25 protein-coding genes are annotated in these 25185 nt (G+C 62.2%); 14 read left to right on the top strand and 11 right to left on the bottom strand.

Features of this window, described 5'->3' with window-relative positions; all coding sequences use genetic code 11:
- Window positions 1-451: 451 nt before the first annotated feature.
- The 9 genes from era to mutY all read right to left on the bottom strand — a co-directional run bounded on the left by era (window position 452) and on the right by mutY (window position 7196).
- Entirely contained in the window at window positions 452-1348 is an 897-nt protein-coding gene (era, locus tag B5G42_RS09400; RefSeq protein ID WP_087269468.1) for a GTPase Era, read from the bottom strand.
- 25 nt (window positions 1349-1373) lie between these two features.
- Window positions 1374-1589, bottom strand: coding sequence for a hypothetical protein (locus B5G42_RS09395; RefSeq protein ID WP_087269465.1), 216 nt, complete (start codon window positions 1587-1589; stop codon window positions 1374-1376).
- Window positions 1582-2079: an rRNA maturation RNase YbeY gene (gene ybeY, locus B5G42_RS09390; RefSeq protein ID WP_087269462.1), complete on the bottom strand. Its 498-nt coding sequence runs from the start codon at window positions 2077-2079 to the stop codon at window positions 1582-1584. The genes B5G42_RS09395 and ybeY overlap by 8 nt, the downstream gene beginning before the upstream one ends.
- Complete coding sequence (locus B5G42_RS09385; protein WP_087269459.1) at window positions 2076-3053, bottom strand: PhoH family protein; 978 nt, start codon at window positions 3051-3053, stop codon at window positions 2076-2078. The genes ybeY and B5G42_RS09385 overlap by 4 nt, the downstream gene beginning before the upstream one ends.
- The gene (locus B5G42_RS09380; RefSeq protein WP_087269456.1) at window positions 3050-4279 is read right to left on the bottom strand and encodes a sporulation protein YqfD; all 1230 of its coding nucleotides are present in this window, start codon (window positions 4277-4279) and stop codon (window positions 3050-3052) included. The genes B5G42_RS09385 and B5G42_RS09380 overlap by 4 nt, the downstream gene beginning before the upstream one ends.
- Before the next feature lie 16 nt (window positions 4280-4295).
- Entirely contained in the window at window positions 4296-4577 is a 282-nt protein-coding gene (locus B5G42_RS09375) for a YabP/YqfC family sporulation protein (protein ID WP_087188098.1), read from the bottom strand.
- Between the two features lie 100 nt (window positions 4578-4677).
- Window positions 4678-5550 (bottom strand): 4Fe-4S cluster-binding domain-containing protein, encoded by an 873-nt coding sequence (locus B5G42_RS09370; protein WP_087269453.1) that lies wholly within the window; start codon window positions 5548-5550, stop codon window positions 4678-4680.
- Window positions 5551-5580: 30 nt separating this feature from the next.
- A complete protein-coding gene (locus B5G42_RS09365; protein WP_087188096.1) occupies window positions 5581-6156 on the bottom strand; it encodes a thymidine kinase in 576 nt (191 codons plus the stop codon).
- Entirely contained in the window at window positions 6126-7196 is a 1071-nt protein-coding gene (mutY, locus tag B5G42_RS09360) for an A/G-specific adenine glycosylase (RefSeq protein WP_087269450.1), read from the bottom strand. Before mutY ends, B5G42_RS09365 begins: the two co-directional genes overlap by 31 nt.
- A 165-nt stretch (window positions 7197-7361) precedes the next feature.
- Here mutY and B5G42_RS09355 point away from each other — a divergent pair, with 165 nt between their 5' ends.
- The 3 genes from B5G42_RS09355 (at window position 7362) to B5G42_RS09345 (ending at window position 11221) form a co-directional block, all read left to right on the top strand.
- A complete protein-coding gene (locus B5G42_RS09355) occupies window positions 7362-9272 on the top strand; it encodes an FUSC family protein (RefSeq protein WP_087269446.1) in 1911 nt (636 codons plus the stop codon).
- A gap of 107 nt (window positions 9273-9379) precedes the next feature.
- Window positions 9380-9844: a sigma-70 family RNA polymerase sigma factor gene (locus B5G42_RS09350; RefSeq protein WP_087269443.1), complete on the top strand. Its 465-nt coding sequence runs from the start codon at window positions 9380-9382 to the stop codon at window positions 9842-9844.
- Between the two features lie 3 nt (window positions 9845-9847).
- A complete protein-coding gene (locus B5G42_RS09345) occupies window positions 9848-11221 on the top strand; it encodes a DUF4179 domain-containing protein (RefSeq protein WP_087269440.1) in 1374 nt (457 codons plus the stop codon).
- Between the two features lie 51 nt (window positions 11222-11272).
- Here B5G42_RS09345 and B5G42_RS09340 read toward each other — a convergent pair whose 3' ends face one another.
- The gene (locus B5G42_RS09340; protein WP_087269437.1) at window positions 11273-11659 is read right to left on the bottom strand and encodes a C-GCAxxG-C-C family protein; all 387 of its coding nucleotides are present in this window, start codon (window positions 11657-11659) and stop codon (window positions 11273-11275) included.
- Window positions 11660-11682: 23 nt separating this feature from the next.
- The gene (gene recG / locus B5G42_RS09335; protein ID WP_087269434.1) at window positions 11683-13770 is read right to left on the bottom strand and encodes an ATP-dependent DNA helicase RecG; all 2088 of its coding nucleotides are present in this window, start codon (window positions 13768-13770) and stop codon (window positions 11683-11685) included.
- Between the two features lie 431 nt (window positions 13771-14201).
- Between recG and B5G42_RS09330 the strand changes: the two genes are divergently transcribed.
- The 11 genes from B5G42_RS09330 (at window position 14202) to B5G42_RS09280 (ending at window position 25156) form a co-directional block, all read left to right on the top strand.
- Window positions 14202-17630, top strand: coding sequence for a pyruvate carboxylase (locus tag B5G42_RS09330; protein ID WP_087269431.1), 3429 nt, complete (start codon window positions 14202-14204; stop codon window positions 17628-17630).
- Between the two features lie 267 nt (window positions 17631-17897).
- Window positions 17898-18854, top strand: a complete 957-nt coding sequence (locus B5G42_RS09325; protein ID WP_087269428.1) for a D-2-hydroxyacid dehydrogenase — start codon at window positions 17898-17900, stop codon at window positions 18852-18854.
- An 85-nt stretch (window positions 18855-18939) separates the two neighbouring features.
- On the top strand, window positions 18940-19284 hold the full coding sequence (locus B5G42_RS09320; RefSeq protein WP_087269425.1) for a PadR family transcriptional regulator: 345 nt from the start codon (window positions 18940-18942) through the stop codon (window positions 19282-19284).
- Entirely contained in the window at window positions 19221-20123 is a 903-nt protein-coding gene (locus B5G42_RS09315) for a permease prefix domain 1-containing protein (RefSeq protein ID WP_242961188.1), read from the top strand. The genes B5G42_RS09320 and B5G42_RS09315 overlap by 64 nt, the downstream gene beginning before the upstream one ends.
- Before the next feature lies 1 nt (window position 20124).
- Window positions 20125-20772: a DUF5044 domain-containing protein gene (locus B5G42_RS09310; protein WP_087269419.1), complete on the top strand. Its 648-nt coding sequence runs from the start codon at window positions 20125-20127 to the stop codon at window positions 20770-20772.
- Window positions 20773-20776: 4 nt separating this feature from the next.
- A complete protein-coding gene (locus tag B5G42_RS09305; protein ID WP_087269416.1) occupies window positions 20777-21595 on the top strand; it encodes a permease prefix domain 1-containing protein in 819 nt (272 codons plus the stop codon).
- A complete protein-coding gene (locus B5G42_RS09300; protein WP_087269413.1) occupies window positions 21588-22214 on the top strand; it encodes a DUF5044 domain-containing protein in 627 nt (208 codons plus the stop codon). The genes B5G42_RS09305 and B5G42_RS09300 overlap by 8 nt, the downstream gene beginning before the upstream one ends.
- Before the next feature lie 4 nt (window positions 22215-22218).
- On the top strand, window positions 22219-22977 hold the full coding sequence (locus tag B5G42_RS09295; RefSeq protein ID WP_087269410.1) for a permease prefix domain 1-containing protein: 759 nt from the start codon (window positions 22219-22221) through the stop codon (window positions 22975-22977).
- A complete protein-coding gene (locus tag B5G42_RS09290; protein ID WP_087188080.1) occupies window positions 22974-23705 on the top strand; it encodes a hypothetical protein in 732 nt (243 codons plus the stop codon). The genes B5G42_RS09295 and B5G42_RS09290 overlap by 4 nt, the downstream gene beginning before the upstream one ends.
- Before the next feature lie 12 nt (window positions 23706-23717).
- On the top strand, window positions 23718-24476 hold the full coding sequence (locus B5G42_RS09285) for a permease prefix domain 1-containing protein (protein WP_087269407.1): 759 nt from the start codon (window positions 23718-23720) through the stop codon (window positions 24474-24476).
- Window positions 24473-25156: a hypothetical protein gene (locus tag B5G42_RS09280; protein ID WP_087269404.1), complete on the top strand. Its 684-nt coding sequence runs from the start codon at window positions 24473-24475 to the stop codon at window positions 25154-25156. The genes B5G42_RS09285 and B5G42_RS09280 overlap by 4 nt, the downstream gene beginning before the upstream one ends.
- Window positions 25157-25185: the final 29 nt, after the last annotated feature.

Below are 25185 nucleotides of genomic sequence, written 5' to 3'. Positions count from 1 at the left end.
TGTACCTGTAACTTACAAACCGTACCCACAATCTCACATATCCTGACCGCACCAACATACCATACCACCCTCTCAACCCCATCACTTTTCCCAGTCATGCACCATATCCCTGTACCCATTCCCTGTACCCCTCTCCCTCTTCCCCTCACACACCCCATCACCCTCACCCCAAACATGGAGCGTACCCGGATGCGTCAGCATTTGCTTCATATTCCGGCACAAATACTGCCGTTTTCCGCACATTTTGCGGCAAAATAGGCACGTACACCGGAGCAGGATTTTCGCCTCGGAAACCTCGTTCCAGAGGTCGTGACGAGCCTTGGGAACAGGCTTGAATGGGTGTCAAGGGTACGAAAAAAGGGCCTCGGATTGCTCCAAGACCCTTAAAAATACTATGTGATGCCGCCCACCTGTGCGTCAGGATTGCTGCGACAGGCGGGACGTTTTTCAACTAATTGTCACACCGGTAGCCGAAGTTGTGGATGAGATTCAGGTTGTCCCGCCAGCCCTCCTTGACCTTCACCCAGGTCTGGAGGAACACCTTGGTACCCATAAAGGCCTCGATGTCGGTGCGGGCCAGGGTGGAGATCTTCTTGAGCATGGCGCCCCCCTTGCCGATAATGATGCCCTTGTGGCTGGCCTTCTCACAGTAGATGGTGGCGTCCAGGTCGATGATCTCGTTGTCCCGCTCGGAGAAGCGGGTGATCTCCACGGCGGTGCCGTGGGGGATCTCCTTGTCCAGGCAGAGCAGCAGCTTCTCCCGGATGATCTCGGCGCACACCTGCCGCTCGGGCTGGTCGGTGACCATGTCGTCAGGGAAGAGCTGGGGGCCTTCAGGCAGGAACTCTGCCAGCAGGTCCAGCAGCTCGTTTACGCCCTCGTTCTGCTTGGCGGAGATGGGCAGGATGGCGTTGAAGTCGTGGGCCTGGCCGTAGGTCTGCATGACGGCCAGCAGGGCCTCCTTCTCCACGGTGTCCATCTTGTTGATGACCAGGATGGAGGGCACGCCCAACTGCTTGATGCGGGCGATGAGCTCGGCCTCGGGGCCACCGATGTGAGGGATGGGCTCCACCAGCAGCAGGATGGCGTCCACGTCGGCCACGCTCTCCTTGACTACCTTCACCATGTAGTCGCCCAGCCGGGTACGGGCCTTATGGAGGCCGGGAGTGTCCAGGAAAACGTACTGGCACTCTCCCCGGTTGACCACGGCGCTGATGCGGTTGCGGGTGGTCTGGGGCTTGTTGGAGACAATGGCGATCTTTTCACCCACCAGGGCGTTGGTCAGGGTGGACTTGCCCACGTTGGGCCGGCCCACGATGCTGATCATTCCAGATTTTTTAATTTCCATAGGTGATCCTCAACTTTCTTGAGCGTTATTTCGTATTTTCCCAGTCGTTCCGTCTCTCTTTCAGCGCCTCATACAGCCCCCAGGCGCAGCCGGCCACAATACCCGGCAGCGCAAAGAGCACTCCGCAGGCCACAATCGTTATGGCGTTTTCCACCATGCTGCCCAGCGCCATGCACAGCAGGATGCAGATGCCGATGGAGATGGCCCCGCCGGCGGCGGCATACCGTCCAACCTTACCCATCCTGTCCCTCCCGGCCAATGCCCAGCCGCCCCAGGATGATCTCCTCACGCTCTCTCATTTGGGCCTTCATGGGGCCCTCATCCATATGGTCGTACCCCAGCAGGTGGAGCACCGAGTGGACAGCCAGATAGGCCGCCTCCCGGCGGGTACCGTGGCCGAACTCCTCCCCCTGGGCGCGGGCCCGTTCCAGGGAGAGTACCATATCCCCCAGAGGCACCAGGCCGGTGCCGGGATCGGCGTCCTCCCCGGCGGGATGTTCTCCGGGCTGGAGGTCGAACATGGGGAAGGAGAGTACGTCGGTGGGCCTGTCCACCCCTCGCTGCTCCAGATTGATCTGGTGGATACCCTCGTCGTCGGTGAACAGCACGTCCACCTCGCAGGGTACATCCACCCCCTGGGCGTCCAGCGCGGCGGGGATCACCTGCCGCAGCAGGTCGGCGTACTCCTCCGCCCCATCCACCTCGGTCTCAATGATGATCTCATGGTTCATGCTTTCTTCTCCTTCTTGGCCCGGCGGTTCTCGTCGGCCTCATAGGCCTTGATGATCCGCTGGACAATGACGTGACGCACCACGTCGGACTCGTTCAGGCGGCAGATGGCGATATCCTCCACCCCGTCCAGCACCCGCATGGCCTCTTTCAGGCCGGACACAGTGTCGCGGGGCAGGTCGATTTGGGTGATGTCGCCGGTGATGACGATCTTGGAACCGAAGCCCAGGCGGGTCAAAAACATCTTCATCTGTTCCCGGCTGGTGTTCTGGGCCTCGTCCAGGATAATGAAGGAGTCGTCCAGGGTGCGGCCTCTCATATAGGCCAGGGGAGCCACCTCGATGTTGCCCCGCTCCAGGTACTTCTGGTAGGTCTCGGGCCCCAGCATCTCAAAGAGGGCGTCGTACAGGGGCCGCAGGTAGGGGTCTACCTTGCTCTGCAAATCGCCGGGCAGGAAGCCCAGCCGCTCGCCCGCCTCCACGGCGGGCCGGGTCAGGATGATGCGGTTGACCTGCTTGTCCCGGAAGGCGGCCACGGCGGCGGCCACCGCCAGATAGGTCTTGCCGGTGCCCGCCGGGCCGATGCCCAATGTGATGGTATTTTTCTTGATGGCGTCCACATACCGCTTCTGGCCCAGGGTCTTGGCCTTGATAGGCTTGCCCTTGGCAGTGACACACAGGACATCCCGGGCAATGTCGTTAATGTGGGACTCGTTGCCCGCCTTTACCAGATTGATGATGTAGCGCACGTTCTGCTCGCTGATGGTCTCCTTCCGCCCCGCCAGGCCCAGCAGGCCCTCGATGGCCTTGACGGCGTGCATCACGTTCTCCGCCTCGCCGGACACCTTCAGCTGGTTGTCCCGGCTTACCACCGTCACGTCCAGCTCATGCTCCACCAGCTTGATATTCTCGTCAAAGGAGCCAAAGACGTCTACCACGTCCTCCATCCGCTCGATATTGATGGTCTGTTCTATCATGGATCGGCCTCGTTTTCTTGTGTAGTGGAATCGGGCACAAATGTCCCGATCTCTTCCCGGCACTCTGCCTGAAGGGTCACGGTCAGCATCCCGTTCTCCGTCTCCACGGCAAACTCCGTGCTGACGATCTCTCCCTCCCCCACCGCCTCTTCCAGCGCCTCCAGCAGGCGCTCTTTCAGCATGGCCTCCGCCGCGTCCGGCTCCACGGCCAGCGTCTCCAGTTCATAGGCCCGGCAGGTCTCCCGCTGGACGGCCAGGGGCATCTCCTCGCCGCCGGGCAGGGTCAGGGTCCAGGTATGGCTTATTTTATCATACCTGTCGAAAGAAATTCCACCCTTTCCAAAAAAATCGGTCCGGCGGCCCAGAGCGGTGACTGACCACAGATTGGTCTCCTCCCCGGTGTACCGCTTCACCTGAGCCTCCAGGGGCAGCTGGGCCGCCATGGTGCGCCAGGTCCGGGCGTACACCCGACCGGAAGCCCGCACCTGTATCTGCCCGATCTCCGGCTTATCGCTGTAGGCCGGGCCTTCCAGGTGGACAGTGCCCGAGATGAGAGTCTCCCCCTCCAGCACCGTATCCCCCACCTTCACCACCGCCTCGCCAGTGAGAGCCTCCACACGGGTTACAATGCCGGAAGCCCGGGCCACCACACTGCCATATTCCTGAGCGTCCACCAGTTCGGGTGCCTCCACCGCCTCCCGCACCAGCACTTCCGCCCGGGTGCCGTACAGATTGATGGACAACCAGGACAGCTGGGGCAGCTGGAGCAGCACCTTGTTGCCCACCGCCCGCTCATCCAAACCGGGGCCGAAGGTACCGATACCCAACCCCTGCCGCCTCAGTTCGGTGAGGATCTGGGCGGTGGGCACGGTGGTGTTGCCCTTTACTTCAATGGTCAGCACAAAGGAGGACAGAACGCACACCGCCGCCATGGACAGGCCCATCCCCACCCAGAAGGCATACCGCTTCTTGAACCGGGCCAGGAAGTAGGGCATTCCGCTTCGTCCGGCAGGGGTAACGGTACACAGCGTCCGCTCCCCCAGGGCGGCGGCCTGACGGCTGCCCCGGCGGGTGACGGTGAGCCGCAGACGGGTGGCCTCCATCCACTCCACATTCCAGAACAAAATGCCCCGCTGAGCGCACAGGTTGAGGAACCGCTCTGGAAAGGCTCCCTCCACCTCCAGACGCACACTCCCCCGCAGGGCGTTCACCAGCCGCAGCAGCATCCTTCCACCTCCTTTTTCAGGTCAGATCCACCCCGTCGATCTCGCCGGTGATGAGCAGCTGGCTGGCGTTCATGGATTTCAGTTCCAGGTTGCTGCCCCGCACCTTGATGACCAGCTTGCCGCCGGAGATGTGGATCTCCTGGCTGCCATAGGCCAGGATGCCCTTGTGGTTTTCCATCCTCAGCTCCCGGCTGCCGGTGAGCTCCACCCTGGGCAGGCCGGCCACCACGTCCCCGGGCAGGTCCAGCACCTCCGCCGTCTTTTCCAGCAGACCGGGCCGTTTCCGGTCTCGTTCCATGGCCTCCACCCCCTCCGACCTATGCTTATGCGGGGTGGTTGTCCCATTTGACAGGAAAAGGGCGGGCCAGCGGCCCGCCCCAGAATGGGATATGCAGTTTTTACACGCCGGTCAGGTCAAAGGGCGGGATATACTCCGCCTGGGCGGCCTCCGTCCCCTGGGCAAAGCCCTCCAGCCCCAGGTCCGCCATGTAGGCCTCCGCCGCCCGCACCTCCGAGGGGCGCACCCGGCGGTTGATCTCCGGATAATCCGCCGCACGGCCCCAGGGGATGTACTGGCTCATGAGGGAGAAGAGCACCTCTCCCGGCCCGAAGTGCTCCGCCACCCAGTCCATGACCCGCTTGGCCTCGGCCAGCTTGCCGGGCAGCAGCAGGTGGCGGATGACCACGCCCTGTTTCAACAGGCCGTCCTCACAGCGGACAGGACCGGTTTGGCGGAACATCTCCAGGATGGCCGCCTCCGCCGCCTGGGGATAGTCCGGGGCATCGGAGTAGCGTCCGGCATAATCGGCGATGCGGTACTTGTAGTCGGGCAGGTAGATCTGGACCTTGCCCTCCAGAGCTTTCAGGGTCTCCACCCGGTCGTAGCCGCCGGAGTTCCACACCACTGGCACCGGCAGAGGCTCGGCCAGCGCCGAGCGCACCACATGGGCGTAGTGGGTGGGGTTCACCAGATTGATGTTGTGGGCCCCCTGATCAATGAGTTCAAAGAAGATGGCCCGCAGCCGGTCCACCGTGATGGGTTTTCCGAAGTCCCGGTGGCTGATCTGCTCATTCTGGCAGAACACACACCCCAGGGAGCAGCCGGAGAAAAACACGGTGCCCGAGCCCTTTGTACCGGAGATGGGGGGTTCCTCCCACATATGGAGAGCCGCCCGGGCCACCACCGGGGCTTCTGGCATCCGGCAGCGGCCCTCACCCCGGTCGGCCGTACGCACCGCCCCGCACTTCCGGGGGCAGAGATTACAGATCATTTCAATGGTTCCTTTCCGCTTTCCTGGGACTTACTTTTGCTTGGGGCCCAGGTTACCCTCTTTCCAGTGCTTACGGCACAGGCCGATGTACCGGTCGTTGGCCCCCAGCACCACCTGCTCGCCCTCCTTGAGCACATTGCCTTGCTCGTCGAAACGGGCGTTGCACAGGGCCTTCTTGCCGCACCAGCAGATGGTCTTAACCTCCTCGATCACGTCGGCGCTGGCCAGCAGCTCCGCCGAGCCGGGGAACAGGTCCCCCTTGAAGTCGGCCCGCAGGCCGTAGCAGATCACCGGGATATTCCAGTCGTCCACCAGGTCGGTGAGGTAGCGCACCTCCTCCCGGCTGAGGAACTGGGCCTCATCCACGATAATGCAGGCGTAGGGCTTCAGCTCCCGGGGGGTCATCTCCATCAGGTCAGAAAAATAGATGCAGTCGTGGCTCAGCCCCGCCCGGGAGGCCACGAACCGGGCCCCGTCCCGCTGATCGATGGCAGGCTTCACCAGCAGGGCATCCTGGCCCCGCTCCTCATAGTTGTAGCGCACCATCAGGGCGTTGGCGGTCTTGCTGGAGCCCATCACTCCATACCGGAAATACAGCTTTGCCATGGTTCCTCTCCTTCTCCTTTAAGCCGCCCCTCCACCGCAGGTTTGAAAGCCTGAAAGGCGTTGGGCACGGCGTAGTCCCGGTCCAGTTCCTCCAGAGTGGCCCACACCCAGCCCTCAGGCAGGGTATCGCCGGCCGTCTGGACCAGCACGGCCTTCATATGCCACTCAATATGGGTAAAGATATGCTTGCCGGAAGGTCCCTGCTCCAGAGAACTTGCCTCCACCGGGCAGGGTGCGGGGGACAGCTCGTTGGGGTACTCCCACAGTCCTGCCAGCAGGCCCCGGCTCTTCCGCCGCCGGAGGGCCACCGCCCCATCCCGGAAGATGAGGAACACCGTCCGCTCCTCCACCCGCCGGGCCTTTTTGGCCGCCTTTACCGGCAGTTCCCCGGTGCGCTCCGTCAAACGGGCCACACAGAAGTCTCTGGCCGGGCACTGATCGCACAGGGGGGCGCCGTTGGGCAGGCACACGGTGGCCCCCAGCTCCATCAGGGCCTGGTTAAAGTCCCCGGGGGCATCCACCGGCATCACCCGTTTCAGAGCCGCTCCCATCCGGGCCTTGGTGTCCGGCTTCATAATATCCCCGTCGTCCCCGGTGATGCGGGCCACCACTCGCAGCACATTGCCGTCCACCGCCGGTTCGGGAATGCCGAAGGCGATGGAGGAGATGGCCCCGGCGGTGTAGTCGCCGATACCAGACAGGGCGTGGATGGCCTCATAGGTGTCGGGAAAGACGCCGCCGTGGTCCTCCATGATCTGGCGGGCCGCCTTTTGCAGGTTGCGGGCCCGGTTGTAATAGCCCAGCCCCTGCCACAGCTTCATGAGCCGATCCTCCTCCACCGCCGCCAGATCCGCCACAGTGGGCAGTTCCGCCAGAAAGCGTCGGTAGTAGTCCAGCACCGCCGCCACCCGGGTCTGCTGGAGCATGATCTCGCTGATCCATATATGGTAGGGAGTGGGGTCGCTGCGCCAGGGCAGCACCCGGGCATTTTCCCGATACCATTGCAGCAGCGGGATGGGAAGCAGTTCCAGGGGTTCCAAAGGCATACCTCCAAAGTCTGATCGTTATCCCGCTCATTATATAATGGCCGCCCTTCTTTTTCAATTCCCACGGTTCTACAAAATTTTCTTCGCCCCCTTGCGCTTACCGACAGGTTACCTCTATAATGTTAGATAAGCAATCAATCTCGACTGGGGGTATCTGTTGTGGCCGCGGGTTCCGGCATCAGGGGCTTTCCGGCGCTGTTCTGGCGCCGGTGGAAGGGGGCCTTTTCCACCATTTTGTTCTACGTGGTCCAGTTCCTGCTGGTAACCTGGATCTTCGGCAGCACCTACGCCATGGTGGTCTCCTGCTCCACCACCCTGTTTCAGCTCCGCCGGAAGGAGGCCAACCGGCTGGAGGACTACGCGGCCATGTGCCTCATGTCCCTGCTGCTGTGCCTGCTGGCCTTTGCCGCCGCCCTCAATGTGTGGCTGTGCGCCATCCTGAATTTCGCCGTACCCTTCTTCCTGGTGTTCTGGAAGTGCAGCCAGTTCACCCCCAAGGGCCACATGGGCTACGCCATGACCTTCGTCTTTCTGGAGCTGCGTCCACCCACGCTGGAGCAGCTGCCCATTCAGCTGGAGGCGGTGGGCTTCTGCTGCGTGCTGCTGGTGATCGCTCTGCTCATCAACGCCAAGGTGACCCACATCACCAGTGACCCGGCGGGTCAGATTTCCGCCAGCCTGCTGCGGCTGGCCGATCTATTGGACGGACTGGCTGACGGCGGCGACGACAAGGCCGCCGGCAAGGAACTCTACGACCTGGCCCGCAGCTTCCACCGGAAGGGCTATGACCGGCGGCACCTGCTCCACCTGCCTGACCGGCAGAAGCGGTGCTATCATCTGCTGGCCCTGCTGTTTCAGCGGGCCTCCTATCTGGTCACCGACGGTCCCTCCTGGCAGGACGCCAAGAACACCCCGGCTTTCCCCCATACCATGCACACCCTGGCAGAGGTGGTGCGGCAGCTGCAAAGCGCCTGGGAGCCCGCCGCCCGGCAGCGGCTGGCCGCCCGCATTCAGGCCCTGCTCGACGATACTAATCTGCCCCAGGGCCGCCTGCGCATCTTCTACCGCAGCGTACTCCACACCCTGCTGCTCCTGTGCCGGGAGTCCTTCCACGCCCAGCACGACCCCTTTTTCCGCAAGGTGCCTTGGCGGGCGGCCTGGAGCAGCCTGTGCCAGCGGTTCTCCCCCGCCCGGTTTGAGTTTCGCTTCGCTCTGCGTCTTGCGGTGGTTATGACCATCAGCACCACCGTCAGCTTCCTGTGGGAGTTTGAGCACACCTACTGGTTCCCTCTCCATGCCTTCCTGCTCCTCCAGCCCAGCTATGAGGAGAGCGCCCACCGGATGGTCACCCGCCCCGTGGGCACAGCCATCGGCTGTGTCATTGTCCATCTGGTGTATCCCTGGCTGCCCGGCCTACCAGGTATCTTTGTGTTCTCCCTCATTATGATCTCCCTGATGTACTGCTGCACCCCAGGCACCTGGGTCCATCCCATTTTCTCCACCTCCTTTGCTCTCACCATGGCCACTTTAACGGTACAGGAGACCGAAGCCATCGGCCTGCGGCTCATGTATCTGGGTATGGCAGTGGCGCTGGTGCTGGTGGTCAACACCTTCCTGCTGCCCAACCGGAAGGAACCCCAGTTCCGCCGGAACTTCCAGGAGCTCTACCGACTCCAGGCCTACTACTGGGAGGTCATCCGCCGCAGCCTGCGCCAGCCGGTGGACCCCGCCCTGTTCAGCGAACTGCTCTCCCAGTTCCATATGGTCTATCATGAAGCTGCCCAGTACACCGACCATCAGGCCCCCGAGGAGGCCGAATACCGCCGGAAACGGCTGGTGATCCTGTGGAATATGTTCTCCGAGCTGGAGCAGACAGAAGGCCTCATCCAGTCAGGGGCCGTCACTCCGGAGGAGCAGACCGCCCTGGACAGCGTAGCCGCCGCCCTTGGCGCCCGGATCTGTCCCCTCACCGATCTGAACGGCGTCCCGGTGGAGACGCTGCCCCAAGGGGAATTGTGCTATGTGGTCCGCCGCTATATGGAAAACGCCCAGACCCTTGCAAACGCATGACAACAGCCGCGCCGCAGCAATACTTTGCGGCGCGGCTGTTTTTTTCGCGCCACGCAATGAAAAGGGCCCGCCAAATACTCTAATAGGCAGAAAGGGGGGCGCCACCCTTGACCGAACAGGAATTTGCGACCCGTACCGAGGCACTTAAGGCCAGACTGTACCGCACCGCCTATCTCTACCTGGGCAGCGAGGCCTATGCCCTGGACGCGGTAGACGAGGCCATCTATCTGGGGCTGCTGCATCATAAGCGGCTGCGCCAGCCGGAACACTTCAATACCTGGCTCACCCGCATTCTCATCAACGCCTGCAACGCTGAACTCCGACGCCGCAAGCGGGAGCTGGCGGTGGAGGAGCTGCCCGAGACCGCAGCGGAGACCTATGACAATCTGCCGCTAAAGGAGGCCATCCGCCGCCTGCCTCGGGATTTGCGGGCAGTCATCATCCTGCGCTACTTCCAGGGTCTCACCCTGGCGGAGACAGCGGAGGCCCTGGAGATCCCAACCGGCACCGTCTCCACCCGGCAGCGCAAAGCCCTGTCCCTGCTGAAACTGGAATTAAGCGAGGAGGCTTGAACCATGGACCGTATGGAAGAATACCGCCTGCTCCTGGATGAGCTGGAGCAGACGCCCTCCGGGCTGGAGTCTGCCCTGCCCCGGGCCAGAGCCAGATACCGGCGGCGCCGGCTGAGCCGCTGGATCGCTGCCCCCGCCGGCAGTGTGGCCGCCATGTTTGCCGTCTTTGTGCTGCTGGTCAACCTGGTAACTCCCTTCGCCCTGGCCTGCTCCAACATCCCCATCCTGAAGGAGCTTACCGCCGCCGTGGCCTTTTCTCCCAGCCTGAAGGCCGCCATTGAGCACGAATATGTCCAGCGGGTGGTGCAGAGCCAGACCGACGGCGACGTGACCATGAAGGTGGAATATCTCATTGTGGACCAGAAGCAGGTCAATGTCTTCTTCTCCCTGAGCAGTGACCGCTATTCCCAGCTGGACGGCTCCGGGGATATCCGAATGGCCGACGGCCAGCAAGCCCATGCCAGCCTCTCCTTCCCCCAGACCCCCAGCGATCCGAAGGAGCTGCGACGGATCTCCATCGACTTTCAGGAGGAGGACGTACCCGATACCCTGATCCTGGACTATAAGGTGTGGGCGGCGGACGACACCGAAGCCGCTGTTCCATCGGAAGATTCCGGCCTGTGGGACGATCCACCCGCTGATCCCGATGCGGTGGCCATTTTCTCCTTCACCCTACAGTTCGACCCCAACTTTACCAGCCAGGGCAGTCAGATCACCCTGGACCAACCCTTTACCCTGGACGGCCAACAGCTGAAAGTAGTGGGGCTGGAGATCTACCCCACCCACGTCCGGGTGGACATCCAGGAGGACGAGGCCAACACCGCCCAAATCAACAGCCTGACCTGCTGGCTGGAGGACGACAAGGGCGTGCGCTATGACCGGCCTCAGGGGCTGATCGCTCACGGCGATGGCGGCACCCCCCGGGTCACCTCCTACCGCTTTGAGAGCAGCTATTTTGAGGATGCCCAGCACCTGACCCTTCACATCGAAGGAGCCATCTGGCAGGACAAGGAGGAACACTGGGTCACGGTAGATCTGGCCACTGGCCGGACTGATCCTCTGCCCGACGGCATCACTCTGGCTCGAATTGAGGAAACAGACGGCATTCCAACCCTCACCTTCCGGACCCCCACCCTGGCAGACGGCATGGTGTTCCGCCAGGTGGTAGGCCCCATCTACCGCGCTCCCGACGGAAGCGAGCACCACTTCAGTATGGCATCCCACACTATCGTCATGGATGAGAACGGGAGGGAGCTGGAGGGAGTCTTTGAGGAGTCCGTTCCCCTGAAAGATTATCCCTTCGACCAGGTGGATTTGGAGATCCTGGATTACCACACCTCCACTTTGGACACGCCCATCACGCTCACTCTGAACTGAACCGCAAAAAGGGGCCCGGCCTGTTTGACAGGCCGGGCCCCTTTTTCACGCTTACTTCCGCTCCAGCTGCTCCTCCAGCAGTTCCACCGCCTCATACACCATCCGGTCGCAGTGGCACTTGCGCTCTTCGCCCCGCTCTGCAGCCAGCTGTAGCAGAGTAGTACAGTCCAGAGCCTGATTGTGCTCCCGGAACCGGCACATCAGGTCCAGGGCGGCGTTGTTGTCGGCCCCCGCCATACCCAGGGCCATCAGGGCCCCGGTTATCGCGCCGCAGGTGGCGCCGTGCTTCATACCGGCACCAAAGTGGGCTCCCAGTTGGTAGGCTGCCTCCTTGCTCAGTCCGCACTGGTCGGCAAAGGGCACCAGCACCGACTGGCAGCAGTTGAAGTGGATATCGGTTCGGGCCCGCAGGCCCTTGGTCTCTTCCATACGATCCATAAAACAGTTTCTGTCCTTTTCTCTTAGTTAAATACGTCCCCCTGCTCGGCAAAAAGACGTTTCACCCGCCCCAGCAGTCCGGCGTGCTCCGGCAGAGTCAGGCCGGGGTCGGAGCGGAGCAGTTCCTCGGCGGCAGTCTGTGCCTCCTTCAGCACCCGCATATCCCCCGCCAGATCGGCAATGCCCAACTGAGGCAGGCCGTGCTGCCGGGAGCCGAAAAAGTCGCCGGGGCCCCGAAGGCGCAGATCCTCCTCCGCGATTTTAAACCCATCGTTGGTTTTTGACAAGACCCGCAGCCGCTCCCGGCTGTCCTGGCTGCGGGTGGAGGTCACCAGCACGCAGTAGGACTGGTGCTTGCCACGGCCCACCCGGCCCCGCAGCTGATGAAGCTGGGAAAGGCCGAAGCGGTCGGCGTTCTCCACGATCATCAGGGCAGCGTTGGGCACGTCCACCCCCACCTCGATGACGGTGGTGGATACCAGCACATCCAGTTCCCCGGCGGCAAAGGCGGTCATGACCGCGTCCTTCTCCTTGCTCTTCATCTTGCCGTGGACCAGGCCCACTCGCAGGTCGGGAAAGACCTGGGTCTGGAGGGTCTGGGCATAGGTGACAGCGGCCTTCAGGTCAGCCGCCGGGCCGCCGGGACCCGGCTCCTCTCCGTCAGCCTCTCCTTCCTCCACAGCAGGGCAGACCATATAGACCTGACGGCCCTCTCCCACCAGCTTGCGGACAAAGTTGTACATCCGCTGCCGCTTGTCCTCCCCCACCACATAGGTCTCCACCGGGGAACGACCGGGGGGCAATTCATCCACCACCGACACATCCAGATCGCCGTAGATGATGAGGGCCAGGGTGCGTGGAATAGGTGTGGCCGACATGACCAGCACGTGGGGGGTACCGTTGGCCTTGGCCGCCAGGGCCGCCCGCTGGCCCACGCCAAAGCGGTGCTGCTCGTCGGTGACCACCAGCCCCAGCTTTGCAAAGGTCACTCCCTCACTCAAAAGGGCGTGGGTGCCGATAGCCAGATCCAGCTCGCCGCTCTCCAGGGCGGCATACACCGTCTTGCGGGCCTTGCCCTTCACCGCACCCGTGAGCAGCCCCACCCGCATACCGGCCTTCTCCAGCAAAGGGGCCAGGGAGCGGTAGTGCTGCTCGGCCAGCAGCTCGGTGGGGGCCATCAGGGCGCACTGGTACCCGTTTTTCGCCGCCAACCAGGCCCCGTAGGCTGCCAGCATGGTCTTACCCGAACCCACGTCGCCCTGGACCAGCCGGTTCATGGGAGCGCCGGAGGTGAGATCGGCAGTCATCTCCCCAATCACCCGCCGCTGTGCCCCAGTGAGAGAGAAGGGGAGCAGATTTAGGAAGTCCTCCTCTGGGAACTGTTCAAAGGGCAGCCCTGCCGCCTTGTCCCGGCGGGTACGCAGCAGAGCCATGCCGCAGGTGAGATAGAACAGCTCCTCAAAGATGAGCCGCCGTCGGGCCACCGCCAGGGCATCCTCATCGGCAGGGAAGTGGACGTTGCGGACGGCAAACTCGGCCTCGGCCAGCTGGTGGGCCTGCCGCAGGTCATGGGGCAGGCTCTCCTCCACCTGGCCGGCACATTCCTCCGCGCACCGGAGGGTGAGCCCCGCCAGCAGGTTGTTGGACACCCCGTGGGTCAGGGAATATACCGGCAAAATGCGGCCGGTAAAGCGCACCTTGTCCACCCGCTCGCACACCGGGTTGGTCATCTGCCGCCGGCCGCCCTCGCCTTCCACCTTGCCGAAGCAGACGTAAGTTTCCCCCGTCCGCAGGGCATCCTTCAAATAGGCCTGGTTAAAAAAGGTGGCGGTGAGGCTGCCGGTGTCATCCACCAGGCGCACCTTCACCAGCTCCAGCCCCTTTCGGATACGGGAGAGTCGGGGCGGCTCGGCCACCATCAGAGTGAGGCATACCGGCACATCCGCCGGCGCCGAGGCAATGGAGGCACTCTTCCGCCGGTCCTCGTAGTCCCGGGGATAGTAGCCCAGCAGATCACCCACGGTAGTCAGCCCCAGACGGGCCAGAGCTTTGGCCCGCGCAGGACCCACCCCAGGCAGGGCCTCCACGCCGGTCTTTAGTGTCAGCGACATGATCTCACCTCTTTTGCATCATTCTATACCATTTTTGCATAAAAAGTTTCCAGGCTTCCATTTTCGGAAGGAAAGATAGTGTGAAAGGAAACCATCAGGGTGTCCTTTCGCGTCCAGTCAAAACTTTTTAAAACTTCTCAGAAGTTTTAAAAAGGCACTCAGTTTGTCGAAACCGCTTTTCGACAAACTGAGTGTAGCATATTTCCTATTTCCCGACAAGCGGCCGGGAAGATTCCTGTAGTTCCCGCCAAGATTTGCAATTTTAAAGAAAAACGATTGCAAATACTTTAGCGTATAAGATATAATGTCACTACTGGTATAATATCATAGGGAATATGCCCGGAAAGGACCGGGCCCTCAGCCCCGGGCACGAAGGAGTGACCGGGGATTGCTTGCACAGTAAGAGATTTTTGTTAGAAAGGACGGACAGTATGGCGGAATGTAAGTTCAACAAAGTCCTGGTGGCAAACCGGGGCGAAATCGCCATCCGGGTATTCCGGGCCTGCTACGATCTGGGCCTGCACACGGTGGCCATGTATTCCAACGAGGACACCTTCGCCCTTTTCCGCACCAAGGCGGACGAGGCCTATCTCATCGGCGAGAACAAGTCCCCCCTGGGGGCCTATCTGGACATCCCCTCCATCATTGACCTGGCCAAGCGCCGCAACGTGGACGCCATCCACCCCGGCTATGGCTTCCTGAGTGAGAATGCCGACTTTGCCAAGGCCTGCGAGGATGCCGGCATCACCTTCATCGGCCCCTCCTCCAAGATTCTGGCTCAGATGGGCGACAAGCTGACGGCCAAGGCCATTGCCAAGGCCTGCAACGTGCCCACCATCCCCGGCTCCTCTGAACCCCTGAAAAGCGGAGAAGAGGCCCTGGAGAAGGCCATCTCCTACGGCTTCCCCATCATTCTGAAGGCAGCCGGCGGCGGTGGCGGCCGCGGTATGCGCCGCTGCGACAACCCGGACGAAGTTATCCCCGCCTTCAATCTGGTGAAGAGCGAGGCCAAGAAGGCTTTCGGCAACGAGGACATCTTCATTGAGAAGTACCTGGTGGAGCCCAAGCACATCGAGGTACAGATCCTGGGCGACAAGCACGGCAATGTGGTACACCTGGGTGAGCGCGACTGCTCCCTGCAGCGCCGCTATCAGAAGGTGGTGGAGTTCGCTCCCGCCTTCAGCGTGCCCGAAGCTACCCGTCAGAAGCTGTACGAGGATGCCGTCAAGGTGGCCAAGCACGTGGGCTATGTCTCCGCCGGCACCGTGGAGTTCCTGGTAGATAAGGAGGGCAACCACTACTTCATCGAGATGAACCCCCGTATCCAGGTGGAGCACACCGTCACCGAGATGGTCACCGGTGTGGACCTGGTGCGGGCCCAGATCCTCATTGCCGAGGGTCACCCCCTGTCCACCCCTGAGATCGGCATCCCCTCTCAGGATGCCGTCCACATGAACGGCTATGCCCTTCAGTGCCGGGTGACCACCGAGGATCCGGCCAATAACTTCGCCCCCGACACCGGCAAGATCACCGCCTACCGCTCCGGCGGCGGCTTCGGCGTCCGTCTGGACGGCGGCAACGCCTACACCGGCGCTGAGATCTCTCCCTACTATGACTCCCTGCTGGTAAAGGTCACCTCCTGGGACAACACCTTCGAGGGCGTGTGCCGCAAGGCCATGCGTGCCATCAGCGAGGAGCACGTCCGCGGCGTCAAAACCAACATCCCCTTCGTCACCAACATTCTGGCCCACCCCACCTTCCAGGCCGGCCAGTGCCACACCAAGTTTATCGACGAGACTCCCGAGCTCTTCGACATCGACACCGGACGGGACCGTGCCACCAAGATCCTCAAATATATCGCCCAGATCCAGGTGGACTCCCCCTCTGCCGAGCGTCCTCAGCATGACATTCCCCGTTTCCCGCCCTACGAGAACACCCCGCCCAAGTGTACCGGCCTGAAGCAGCTGCTGGACAGCAAGGGCCCCGAGGCTGTGCGGGACTGGGTGCTGGATCAGAAGAAGCTGCTCATCACCGACACCACCATGCGGGACGCCCATCAGTCCCTGCTGTCCACCCGGGTGCGTACCCGCGATATGCTGAAGGCCTCCGAGGGTACTGCCGAAATCCTCAACGACTGCTTCTCCCTGGAGATGTGGGGCGGCGCCACCTTCGACGTAGCCTACCGGTTCCTCCACGAGTCCCCCTGGGAGCGTTTGCGGCTGCTGCGGGAGAAAATCCCCAACATCCCCTTCCAGATGCTGCTGCGGGGTGCCAACGCCGTGGGTTACACCAACTACCCCGACAACCTGATCCGCGCCTTTATCAAGGAGGCCGCCATCGGCGGCATTGATGTGTTCCGTATCTTCGACTCTCTGAACTGGATTCCCGGTATGGAAGTGGCCATGGACGAGGTCCTCAAGCAGGGCAAGCTGTGCGAGGCCACCATCTGCTACACCGGCGACATCCTGGACCCCAAGCGGGACAAGTACACCCTGGAGTACTACGTCAACATGGCCAAGGAGCTGGAGAAGCGTGGTGCACACCTGCTGTGCATCAAGGATATGTCCGGCCTGCTGAAACCCTACGCCGCCAAGAAGCTGGTGTCCACCCTGAAGCAGGAGATCGGCCTGCCCATCCACCTGCACACTCACGACACCTCCGGCAACCAGGTGGCCGCCTATCTGATGGCCGCCGAGGCCGGCGTGGATATTGTGGACTGCGCCATCGACTCCATGTCCTCCATGACCAGCCAGCCCTCCATGAACGCGGTGGTGGCCGCCCTCCACGGCCAGGAGCGGGACACCGGCCTGGACAGCGACAAGCTGCAGAAGCTGTCCGACTACTGGGCCGACGTGCGCCTGCGCTACAGCAAGTTTGAGGCGGGCATCAAGAACCCCTCCACCGACATCTACCGCTACGAGATGCCTGGCGGCCAGTACACCAACCTGAAGAGCCAGGTGGAGAGCATTGGTCTGGGCCACCAGTTCGAGGCGGTCAAGGAGATGTACAAGACCGTCAACCATATGCTGGGCGACATCGTGAAGGTGACCCCCTCCTCCAAGATGGTGGGCGACCTGGCCATCTTCATGGTGCAGAACGATCTGACTCCCGAGAACATCGTGGAGCGGGGCGAGGCCCTCACCTTCCCCGACTCCGTGGTCAGCTACTTCAAGGGCATGATGGGTCAGCCCGCCTGGGGCTTCCCCGAGGACCTGCAGAAGGTGGTCCTCAAGGGCGAGAAGCCCATCACCTGCCGCCCCGGCGAGCTGCTGGAGCCCATCGACTTTGAGAAGGCACGGGAGGAGGTCCGCAAGTTCTATCCCGACGCCTCCGACCACAATGTCATCTCCTGGTGCCTCTATCCCAAGGTGGTGGAGGACTTCTACCGTCACCGTCAGGAGTACGGTTATATCATGCGCATGGGCAGCCATGTGTTCTTCAACGGCATGGCCCTGGGCGAGACCAACAAGATCAACATCGAGGACGGCAAGACCCTGGTCATCAAGTATATGGGTCTGGGCGACCTGAACGAGGACGGCACCCGCAACGTGCAGTTCGAGCTCAATGGTATGCGCCGCGAGGTGGCCGTGCCCGACAAGAGCGCTACCGCGCAGGCCCGCAAGGTCAATCTGGCCGATCCCTCCGACAAGAGCCAGGTGGGCGCCTCTATCCCCGGCATGGTGTCCAAGGTAAACGTCAAGCCCGGCGACAAGGTGGAGGAGAACCAGGTCCTGGCCGTCATCGAGGCCATGAAGATGGAGACCTCCGTGGTGGCCCGCATGGCGGGTACCGTGGACGAGGTACTCATCAAGGAAGGCGGCTCCGTCAAGGCCGGCGAACTGCTCATTACCATTAAGTAAGACCGGTTTTCTTCGTTTTTCAACACCCCGCCGCCTTCCTGCGAGCACAGCGAACCGCCGCTTTTGCGGCGGAGCGGGGCGGGATTCACTTCCGCCCCGCGATACGAAATGAAATTTCTCATGGGGCCCCACGCAGGCCTGCCTGCGTGGGTCTGGCGGCTCCGTCAAGGCCGGCGAGCTGCTCATTACCATTAAGTAATTGCTTAAGAGGGCTGGTTTTCCAACCAGCCCTCTTTTCTACATTATCCATATCTGGAGGCTTATCCTATGGAAACCATTCTCCACCTGCTCCCCCTCACCCCGGAAGAGCAGGACCGCTTCCGCGCTGCCGCTCCCAACGAGGAGCACCTCTTTCTCCCCACCAGTGACCGCCGGGGGGCGGCGGCCATCCCCCAGGACTGGCGGGAACGCACCACCATCCTCATGGGTTTCGTTCCCCCGGCAGATCTCAAAACCTTCCCCCGGCTGAAATGGGTCCAGAGTTGGAACGCTGGTGTGGACCCCTACCTGGTCCCCGGTATCCTGCCCGAGGGCGTGGTCCTCACCTGCGCCGCCGGAGCCTACGGCCACGCCGTCTCCGAGCATCTGCTGGCCATGCTGCTGGCTATCTACAAGCGGCTGCCCGCCTACCGGGACCAGCAAAACGACCACATCTGGGCCGATTTAGGCCACGTCCACTCCCCGCGGGGGCAGACCGTTCTGGTGGGGGGTACCGGCGACATTGGCCGCCACTTTGCCCGTCTGTGCCGGGCTTTCGGGGCCAAAACCGTCATGGGCCTCCACCGCTCCGACGCTCCCGTGGAGGACTTCGACCAGACTTTCCCCCTGTCCGCCATCGACAGCCTGCTCCCCCAGGCCGACGTGGTGGCTCTGGTTCTCCCCCACAACAGGGATACCGCCGGACTCATGGACCGCCGCCGCCTGCTGCTCATGAAGCCGGACGCCGTGCTGCTCAACGCCGGCCGGGGCTCTGCCATCGACTGTGCCGCCCTGGCGGAAGTCCTGTCCCAGGGGCATCTGCTGGGGGCGGGACTGGATGTCACCGACCCGGAGCCCCTCCCTCCGGATCACCCTCTCTGGAGCGCTCCCCGGGCCCTCATCACCCCCCACACCGCCGGAGGCTACAACCATATGCAGGTCACCCTGGATCAGCTCCAGGCCCTGTTTTTGGACAATCTGGACCGCTTTTTGTCTGGCCGGCCCCTCCGCAGCCGTATGAAATAAAACCTCTGTTGACATACCTCGGGTTTCTAGGTATAATATACCTAGAAACCCGAGGTATTGTTTTTGATCTGAAAGGAGGTTTCCCATGAAAGCGGATAAATCCCTGCTGTCTGGCAGCACCACCCTGCTGGTACTCTCTCTCCTGTCCGGAGAGGACAAGTACGGCTACCAGATGATCGCCGAGCTGGAGGCCAAGAGCGACAACACCTTCTCCATGAAGGAGGGCACCCTCTACCCCATTCTCCACACCCTGGAGAAGGAGGGGGCGGTCCAGTCCTACGAGAAGGAGGCCCCCACCGGCCGCACCCGCAAGTATTACCACATCACAAAAAAGGGCTTTCGGCTGCTGGATGAGAAGAAGAAGGAGTGGACCACCTTCTCCCAGGCGGTGAACGCGGTGCTGGCCGGGTCCGCCCCGGCCATGGCCTGATGGACGCCCCCGGCGGCCCCCGGCTCACCATAGACCAATTCTGCGGTCAGGTATGTTCCTTCGTCCGGTTCTCTCCCGACCACGACGCCATTTCCGCAGAGCTGGCCGGCCACATGGAGGAGCACCGGGACGCCCTGCTGGAGGCCTATCCCAACATGACCCTGCGGGACGCCGAGTCCAGGGCCGTCCGGGCCATGGGAGACCCGGAAGAACTGGGCCGCTGGCTGGATCAAATCCATCATCCCCTGTTGGGCTGGTTTCAGATCTGGTTCCGCCGGGTGGTGTGGACTCTGGCCATCCTCATCCTGCTCTTCGCCCTACCCCAGGCAAAAGAGACGGTCACTAACCTGATCGCGCCCCCCAGTTACGACGGTGTGGGGATGGGCTATCTTCTGGAGCATTATGACGAGTACGACGTGGTGGCCGATTTCATCCCTGGGGCTGTTTGGCAGTATGAGGGCTACACCTTCTCCATCCAGCGGGCGGTTGTCACACACTCGGAGACCAGCGTATACCGTGACGAGGCCCTGCATCTGAGCTATCTGCTGAAGGTGACCCACTCCAACCCCTGGCAGCGGGGGCCGGAATTCCGGGAATGGCTGTGGGCCGAGGACGATCTGGGCAACCGCTACCCCTCCAGAGGTGAGCAGGTGCTGTACCAGCTGCCCACCTCCGCCGGGGATTCCTCCGGCAATCCCACCGCCGTCTATCCCTTCGCCTCCTACTACGATCTGTGGGTAGGCGGTATCCATCCGGAGGCAACCTCCATCACCCTCCACTTTGACCGGTTCGGGGAGAACGCCATCTCTCTGACCCTGCCGCTGAAAGGAGGGGACTGACATGGCCAGATGCTCCGTCACCCCCGCCCAGCGGAAGCGCCGCATCCTCCGGGACGCCCTGCTGCTGGCAATAGTCCTGGTGGTGCTGGTACTCCGGCTGGACTTTCCCATCCTCACCGCCGAACAGGCCCTGGAGACCACCCAGGACCGCTATTTCTTCGGCCCCGGGGAGGTCATCACTACCCTGGACTATTCCCGGGAGGCCAACAAAGTCAAGATCGGCCAGTACGACCGCTACTACATTCTCCGCCACGGGGACTGGTACGCCTGGTGCGGAATCAACCGCCGCCTTCTGTTGTTCTGGCAGACCGGTGAACTGGGCGCTGTGGAAAATGATCCGGATCTTCCCCTAGTTCCCCTCATCGTCAGCAATCAGGATAACGGGATTGTACTGGTAATCTCCAACGACCCAGAGATCACTCAGGTGGAGATCACGTTCCCTATTTCTGCCGAAACAAAACAGGGCTACACCCTGCTCTCCGCCAGCCAGACCCAGAGCACGGAGAACTGCTTCCTGATTTCCTATACGTCAGGTCCCGGCTTTGTCTTTCCGGAGGATCTCCAGGTCAAGGGCTACGACGCCGCCGGAGCCTTGCGCTACCAATCCCCTATACCGGAATCCTGGGCCACCCATTATGAATTGAGGTGAGTGTATGGCCTCCAATCGCTGCGAGACATTTTGCAGACAGGTGTGTGCCTTTGTCCGCTTCTCTCCCGACCACGACGCCATCACCGCCGAACTCACCGCCCACCTGGAGGACCACCGGGACGCCCTGCTGGAGGCCCGCCCCGACCTGACCCCGGAGGAGGCCGAAGAGGCGGCTGTCCTGGCTATGGGTGACCCGGAGGAGCTGGGCCGGGCTCTGAATGAGAGCCACAGTCCCCTGCTGGGGTGGTTCCAGATCTGGTTTCAAGCGGTGGTGTGGCTCTTGTCGGCCATCATTATAATATTTTGCCTGTTCCACCTGCCCGGCACCTTGGAGAACCTGACCGGAAAGCCCGATTCTGTCAGCAGCGATCCCGCCCTCTACTTTGAGCGGAATGTCCACCCGGACAATTTGGTGGCTCACTATGAGACCAATGCTGTCTATCAGGACCCGCCCTATACCTACACCATAAAACAGGTCGGCATTGAGAACTACTCCGGCGCCCGCTATGTGGAGTGTATCCTCCAGGTAACGCAATCCAATCCCTGGCTGCGCTGTCCCGCCTTTGGCTATGACTTATGGGCGGAGGACGATGTGGGCAACCGCTATTCCTCCACCCGGGAGTGGCAGGCTCTGGACGAAACCGTCTTTTCCAGAGTGCAGGTCAGCACCCCCATGGGTGATTTCCCCTTTGCCACTCACTACTGCCTCACCGTCACCAATGTGGACCCGGCAGCCTCCCAGTTGACCTTCCGCTTCGACCGCTATGGAGAAGTCCGCCTCTCCCTCACCGTTCCGCTGAAGGGAGGCGAAGCAGATGGCTGAACGTTCCATCTCCCGGCGAGGCCGCAAATGGCGCATCCTGCGGGACGCCGTAGTCCTGCTGCTTACTCTGGTTTTCCTGGCCGTCACCCTGGATTTCCCCATACTTACCGCTGAACAGGCCCTGCGGGCCACCCAGACCCGGTATTACTGGGAGGACGGCCAGGTGGTGGCGGATCTGGGGTCCGGCCCTCTCTATGACCGCCAGTACCTGCTGCGCATGGGAAACTGGTACGCCTGGTGTGGTCTGTCCCGGGAAGGGCTGCTCTGGGATTCCGGCACGCTTGTGTCCCTTTACCGGGACCCGGAACAACCGCTGAGTGCCGTCACACCCTACAGTTGGGGGGCTGTTCTGGTGCTGGCCGGTGACCCGGACATTGTCCAGGTGGAGGTGGAGTACCCGGTGTTGGTCTCTGAGTCGGACGCCGGCAGAGTCTATGGCCTGAATACCCTCCGCCAGGGCCCGGTGGCAGACGGCTGCTTCTGGTTTCAGCTCACCGGGAACCTGCTCCCCGCCTATTATATGGACCGTATCCGCCTCCGTGACTACGACGCCGACGGAAGGCTGATCTACCAGTCCCCTGAACCGGAATCCTGGACGACTCGTTATGAACTGAGGTGAGTGTATGTCCTCCAAAACCTTTGATAGTTTCTGCGATCAGGTGTGTGCATCTATCCGTTGGCCCCCCGCCCAGCGTCTGGCCCGTGAGGAACTGACCGCCCACCTGGAGGACCACGCCGCTGCTCTGGAGGAAAAAGGGATCTCTGCTGAGGAGGCCGCAGTCCAGGCAGTGCAAGCCATGGGAGACCCACAGGAGATCGGCCGCCAGCTGGACCGCTGTCACAGCCCTCTGCTCCCCCGGCTGTCCAAAATCTTTGCCCTGTGCGCCTGCGCCCTCTTTCTCATCGGCTTCTGCGCCAGCGTTCTGCATCAGACTGGTTTCTTCCGCTATGAAACCGTGCTGCTGCCCGCCCCCACCCTGCCCGGCTGGGACGATGGAGACCTGCTCTGCGAGGGAGATGCCCGGGGCAGCGGCCATGTGGGGGGCTATACCATCCAGGCCAAAGACGCCGCTCTGGTCTACCGCCCCAGCACCAAATTCCGCCCCTCCATGCTGGAAATCCAGACCGCCGTCACCGTCTCCCACTGGCAGCCCTGGCTGGACCACCTGACCCCCTCCGTCCCCGCCGTCTGGACCGACTCCGACGGCGCCTCCGGTACGGTCTCCTGTTGCCCCATGGCCTCCACCCTTCTGGCTCAAAACTGGTATCTGGTTCTGGAGGACCCCACCCCCGGCTGCAGCTGGTTCTCCGTCACTCTGGGCAGGCCCGGCGATCAATGCACCCTGGAAATCACTCTGGATGAGGAGGTGCCTCCGGCATGAAACACTTTCGCTATTACATCCTGCCCCGCCTCCTGCTGGTTCTGAGTATCATAGCCGCTCTGTTCTGTCTCTTCTTCCTGTGGCTTTCACTGGATGCCCCGCTCCCCTCCCCGGCCGCCATCTGCGCCCGGATAGATCGGGAAAACTACAGCTCCGGCGGCGAGATCGTGGCCTCCGGCCCCATCGATATGACGGAGGAAGGGATCATCATCAAAAGTGATTATACCGACCGGGACTGCTGGTGGTTCATACGCCGCAGCGGCGATCGCTTTCAGCTCCAGGTGCTGGAGCGGCTGGCCGGGTTCCTGTGGCGCCCATTGGACCGCGCTACCCGTGGCCGTTCCTATCAGCTCTCCCTCCAGGATCAACCCATCGGATGTACCTTTGATGTCTTTCAGCTGACCTCCCTGGATGGCTTCTCTGGTATGGATGCCTCAAAGGTCATTCCCATCCTCCTCTGTGCGGACCCCGCCGTGGTGCGGGTGGAGGCCCAACTGGTTGCCCTGTCAGAGGAGGACTGGGCCAATCCACAGGCCGCCATCGCCCAGCGCGGAGTCTCCCCCACCTTCACCAAGGCGGGAGACGGAGTATGGGTAGGTCCCTCCCCCTATGTCCTGATCCCCTGGGCATCCCCCAAGAGCAGCGGCTATCTCGTGGCCTTCTGCCAGGGCTATGACGCCGACGGCAATCTGGTCTGCTCCTATGATCCCACCAAAGACAGGGAATGAGGTGAATCCGCCTTGTGCCAGCCATTTGAACAATTCTGCGACCAGGTGTGTTCTGTCATCCGACTGCCGCTGGCAAAACGTCTGGCCCGGGAAGAGCTGACCGCTCACCTGGAGGATCACGCCGCCGCACTGGAGGAACAGGGCATCGAACCTGAGGTGGCCGCCCGCCGGGCGGTGGAGGCTATGGGAGATCCCTATCAGATCGGCCATGAGCTGGACCGCTGCCACATCCCCCTGTTTCCCGGCCTGACCGCCCTGTTCACCGTGCTGGGCATCATGCTCATTCTGGTCAGCACCGTGGCCAGCGGCCTGCACCAGACCGGCCTGTTCGCCCACAATTCTCTGCTTCCACCCTCCTGTACCCTTCCCGCTCAAGTCAATGAGACCCTGGTGGTCTCCGGCTCCGCCTCCGGCGGCGGAACGGTAGGCGGTTACACCATCTCCGCCCACGACGCAGCCCTGGTCCGCACACCGGACTACCCGAATTTCCCCTCCCGGCTGGAGGTCCAGGCCTCTCTCTCAGTCTCCCACTGGCAGCTGTGGCTGGACAATCTGGAACTGTACGAGGTACCGTATACCTGGGTCGATTCCACCGGCGCCACCGGGGAGGCCTATTGCTTTACCTTATCTACCTCGCCTCTGGCCGCCAGCGGGTATCTCGCCATCGCCGATCCCACCCCCGGCGCCCAATGGTTCACCATCACCCTGGGCAAACCCGGCGACCAGATCATACTCCGCATTGAGCTGGAGGAGGAGGTGCCGTTTTCATGACCCATTTTCGCTACTATACCCTACCCCGCATCCGCTGGGCCTTGAGCAGCCTGCTGCTGTGCCTGGGACTGCTCTCCGTCTGGGTAGCCCTGGATACTCCCCTCCCCTCCTCCGCCGCCGCGTGTGAGCGTCTGAACCGGGAACACTATGTGATAGATAACACCATCCTGGCCTCCGGCCCCATCCAATATCAGGAGATTCGGGGTGACTATGTACCAAAAAACACCTGGTGGTTTGTGGGCCGCCAGGGGGACACCGTGCAGTTTTATACCCTGGATCGGCTGGCCGGTTTCCTGTGGCGGCCTGCGGACACCCTTCCCTTTTGGCAGCTGGATCTCACCCAGCTGGAAGATCCCATTTATTGCAATCTGTTCGGCTCTCAACCCGATATTGACCTTGCCTTTGAGGCCACCCCTGTGGTGATCTGCACCGATCCCAGGGTGGTGCGGGTGGAGGCCCAGCTGATCTCTCTGGGTACCAGTGAGCGGGCCGATCCCCAGGCCGCCATAGACAGCCGCGGCGTCTCCCCTACCTTTACCCAGGTGGCCGACGGCGTGTGGGCCGCTCCCTCCACCCTGGCCCCCGGCCCATCCGATGACAGCGGTGCGGTCTGGCTGGCCTGGTGCCAGGGCTATGACGCCGACGGCAATCTGATCTGCCAGGATTCTCCCACTTCCTAAAGTATCAAACGGCGGCCCGCAGTGCGGGC

Source organism: Flavonifractor sp. An91, from assembly GCF_002159225.1.
In the GTDB taxonomy this organism is placed as follows: Bacteria; Bacillota; Clostridia; order Oscillospirales; family Oscillospiraceae; genus Flavonifractor; species Flavonifractor avicola.
The sequence above is the reverse complement of the archived record's forward strand: the minus strand, read 5'-3'. Positions and strand labels throughout refer to the sequence as shown.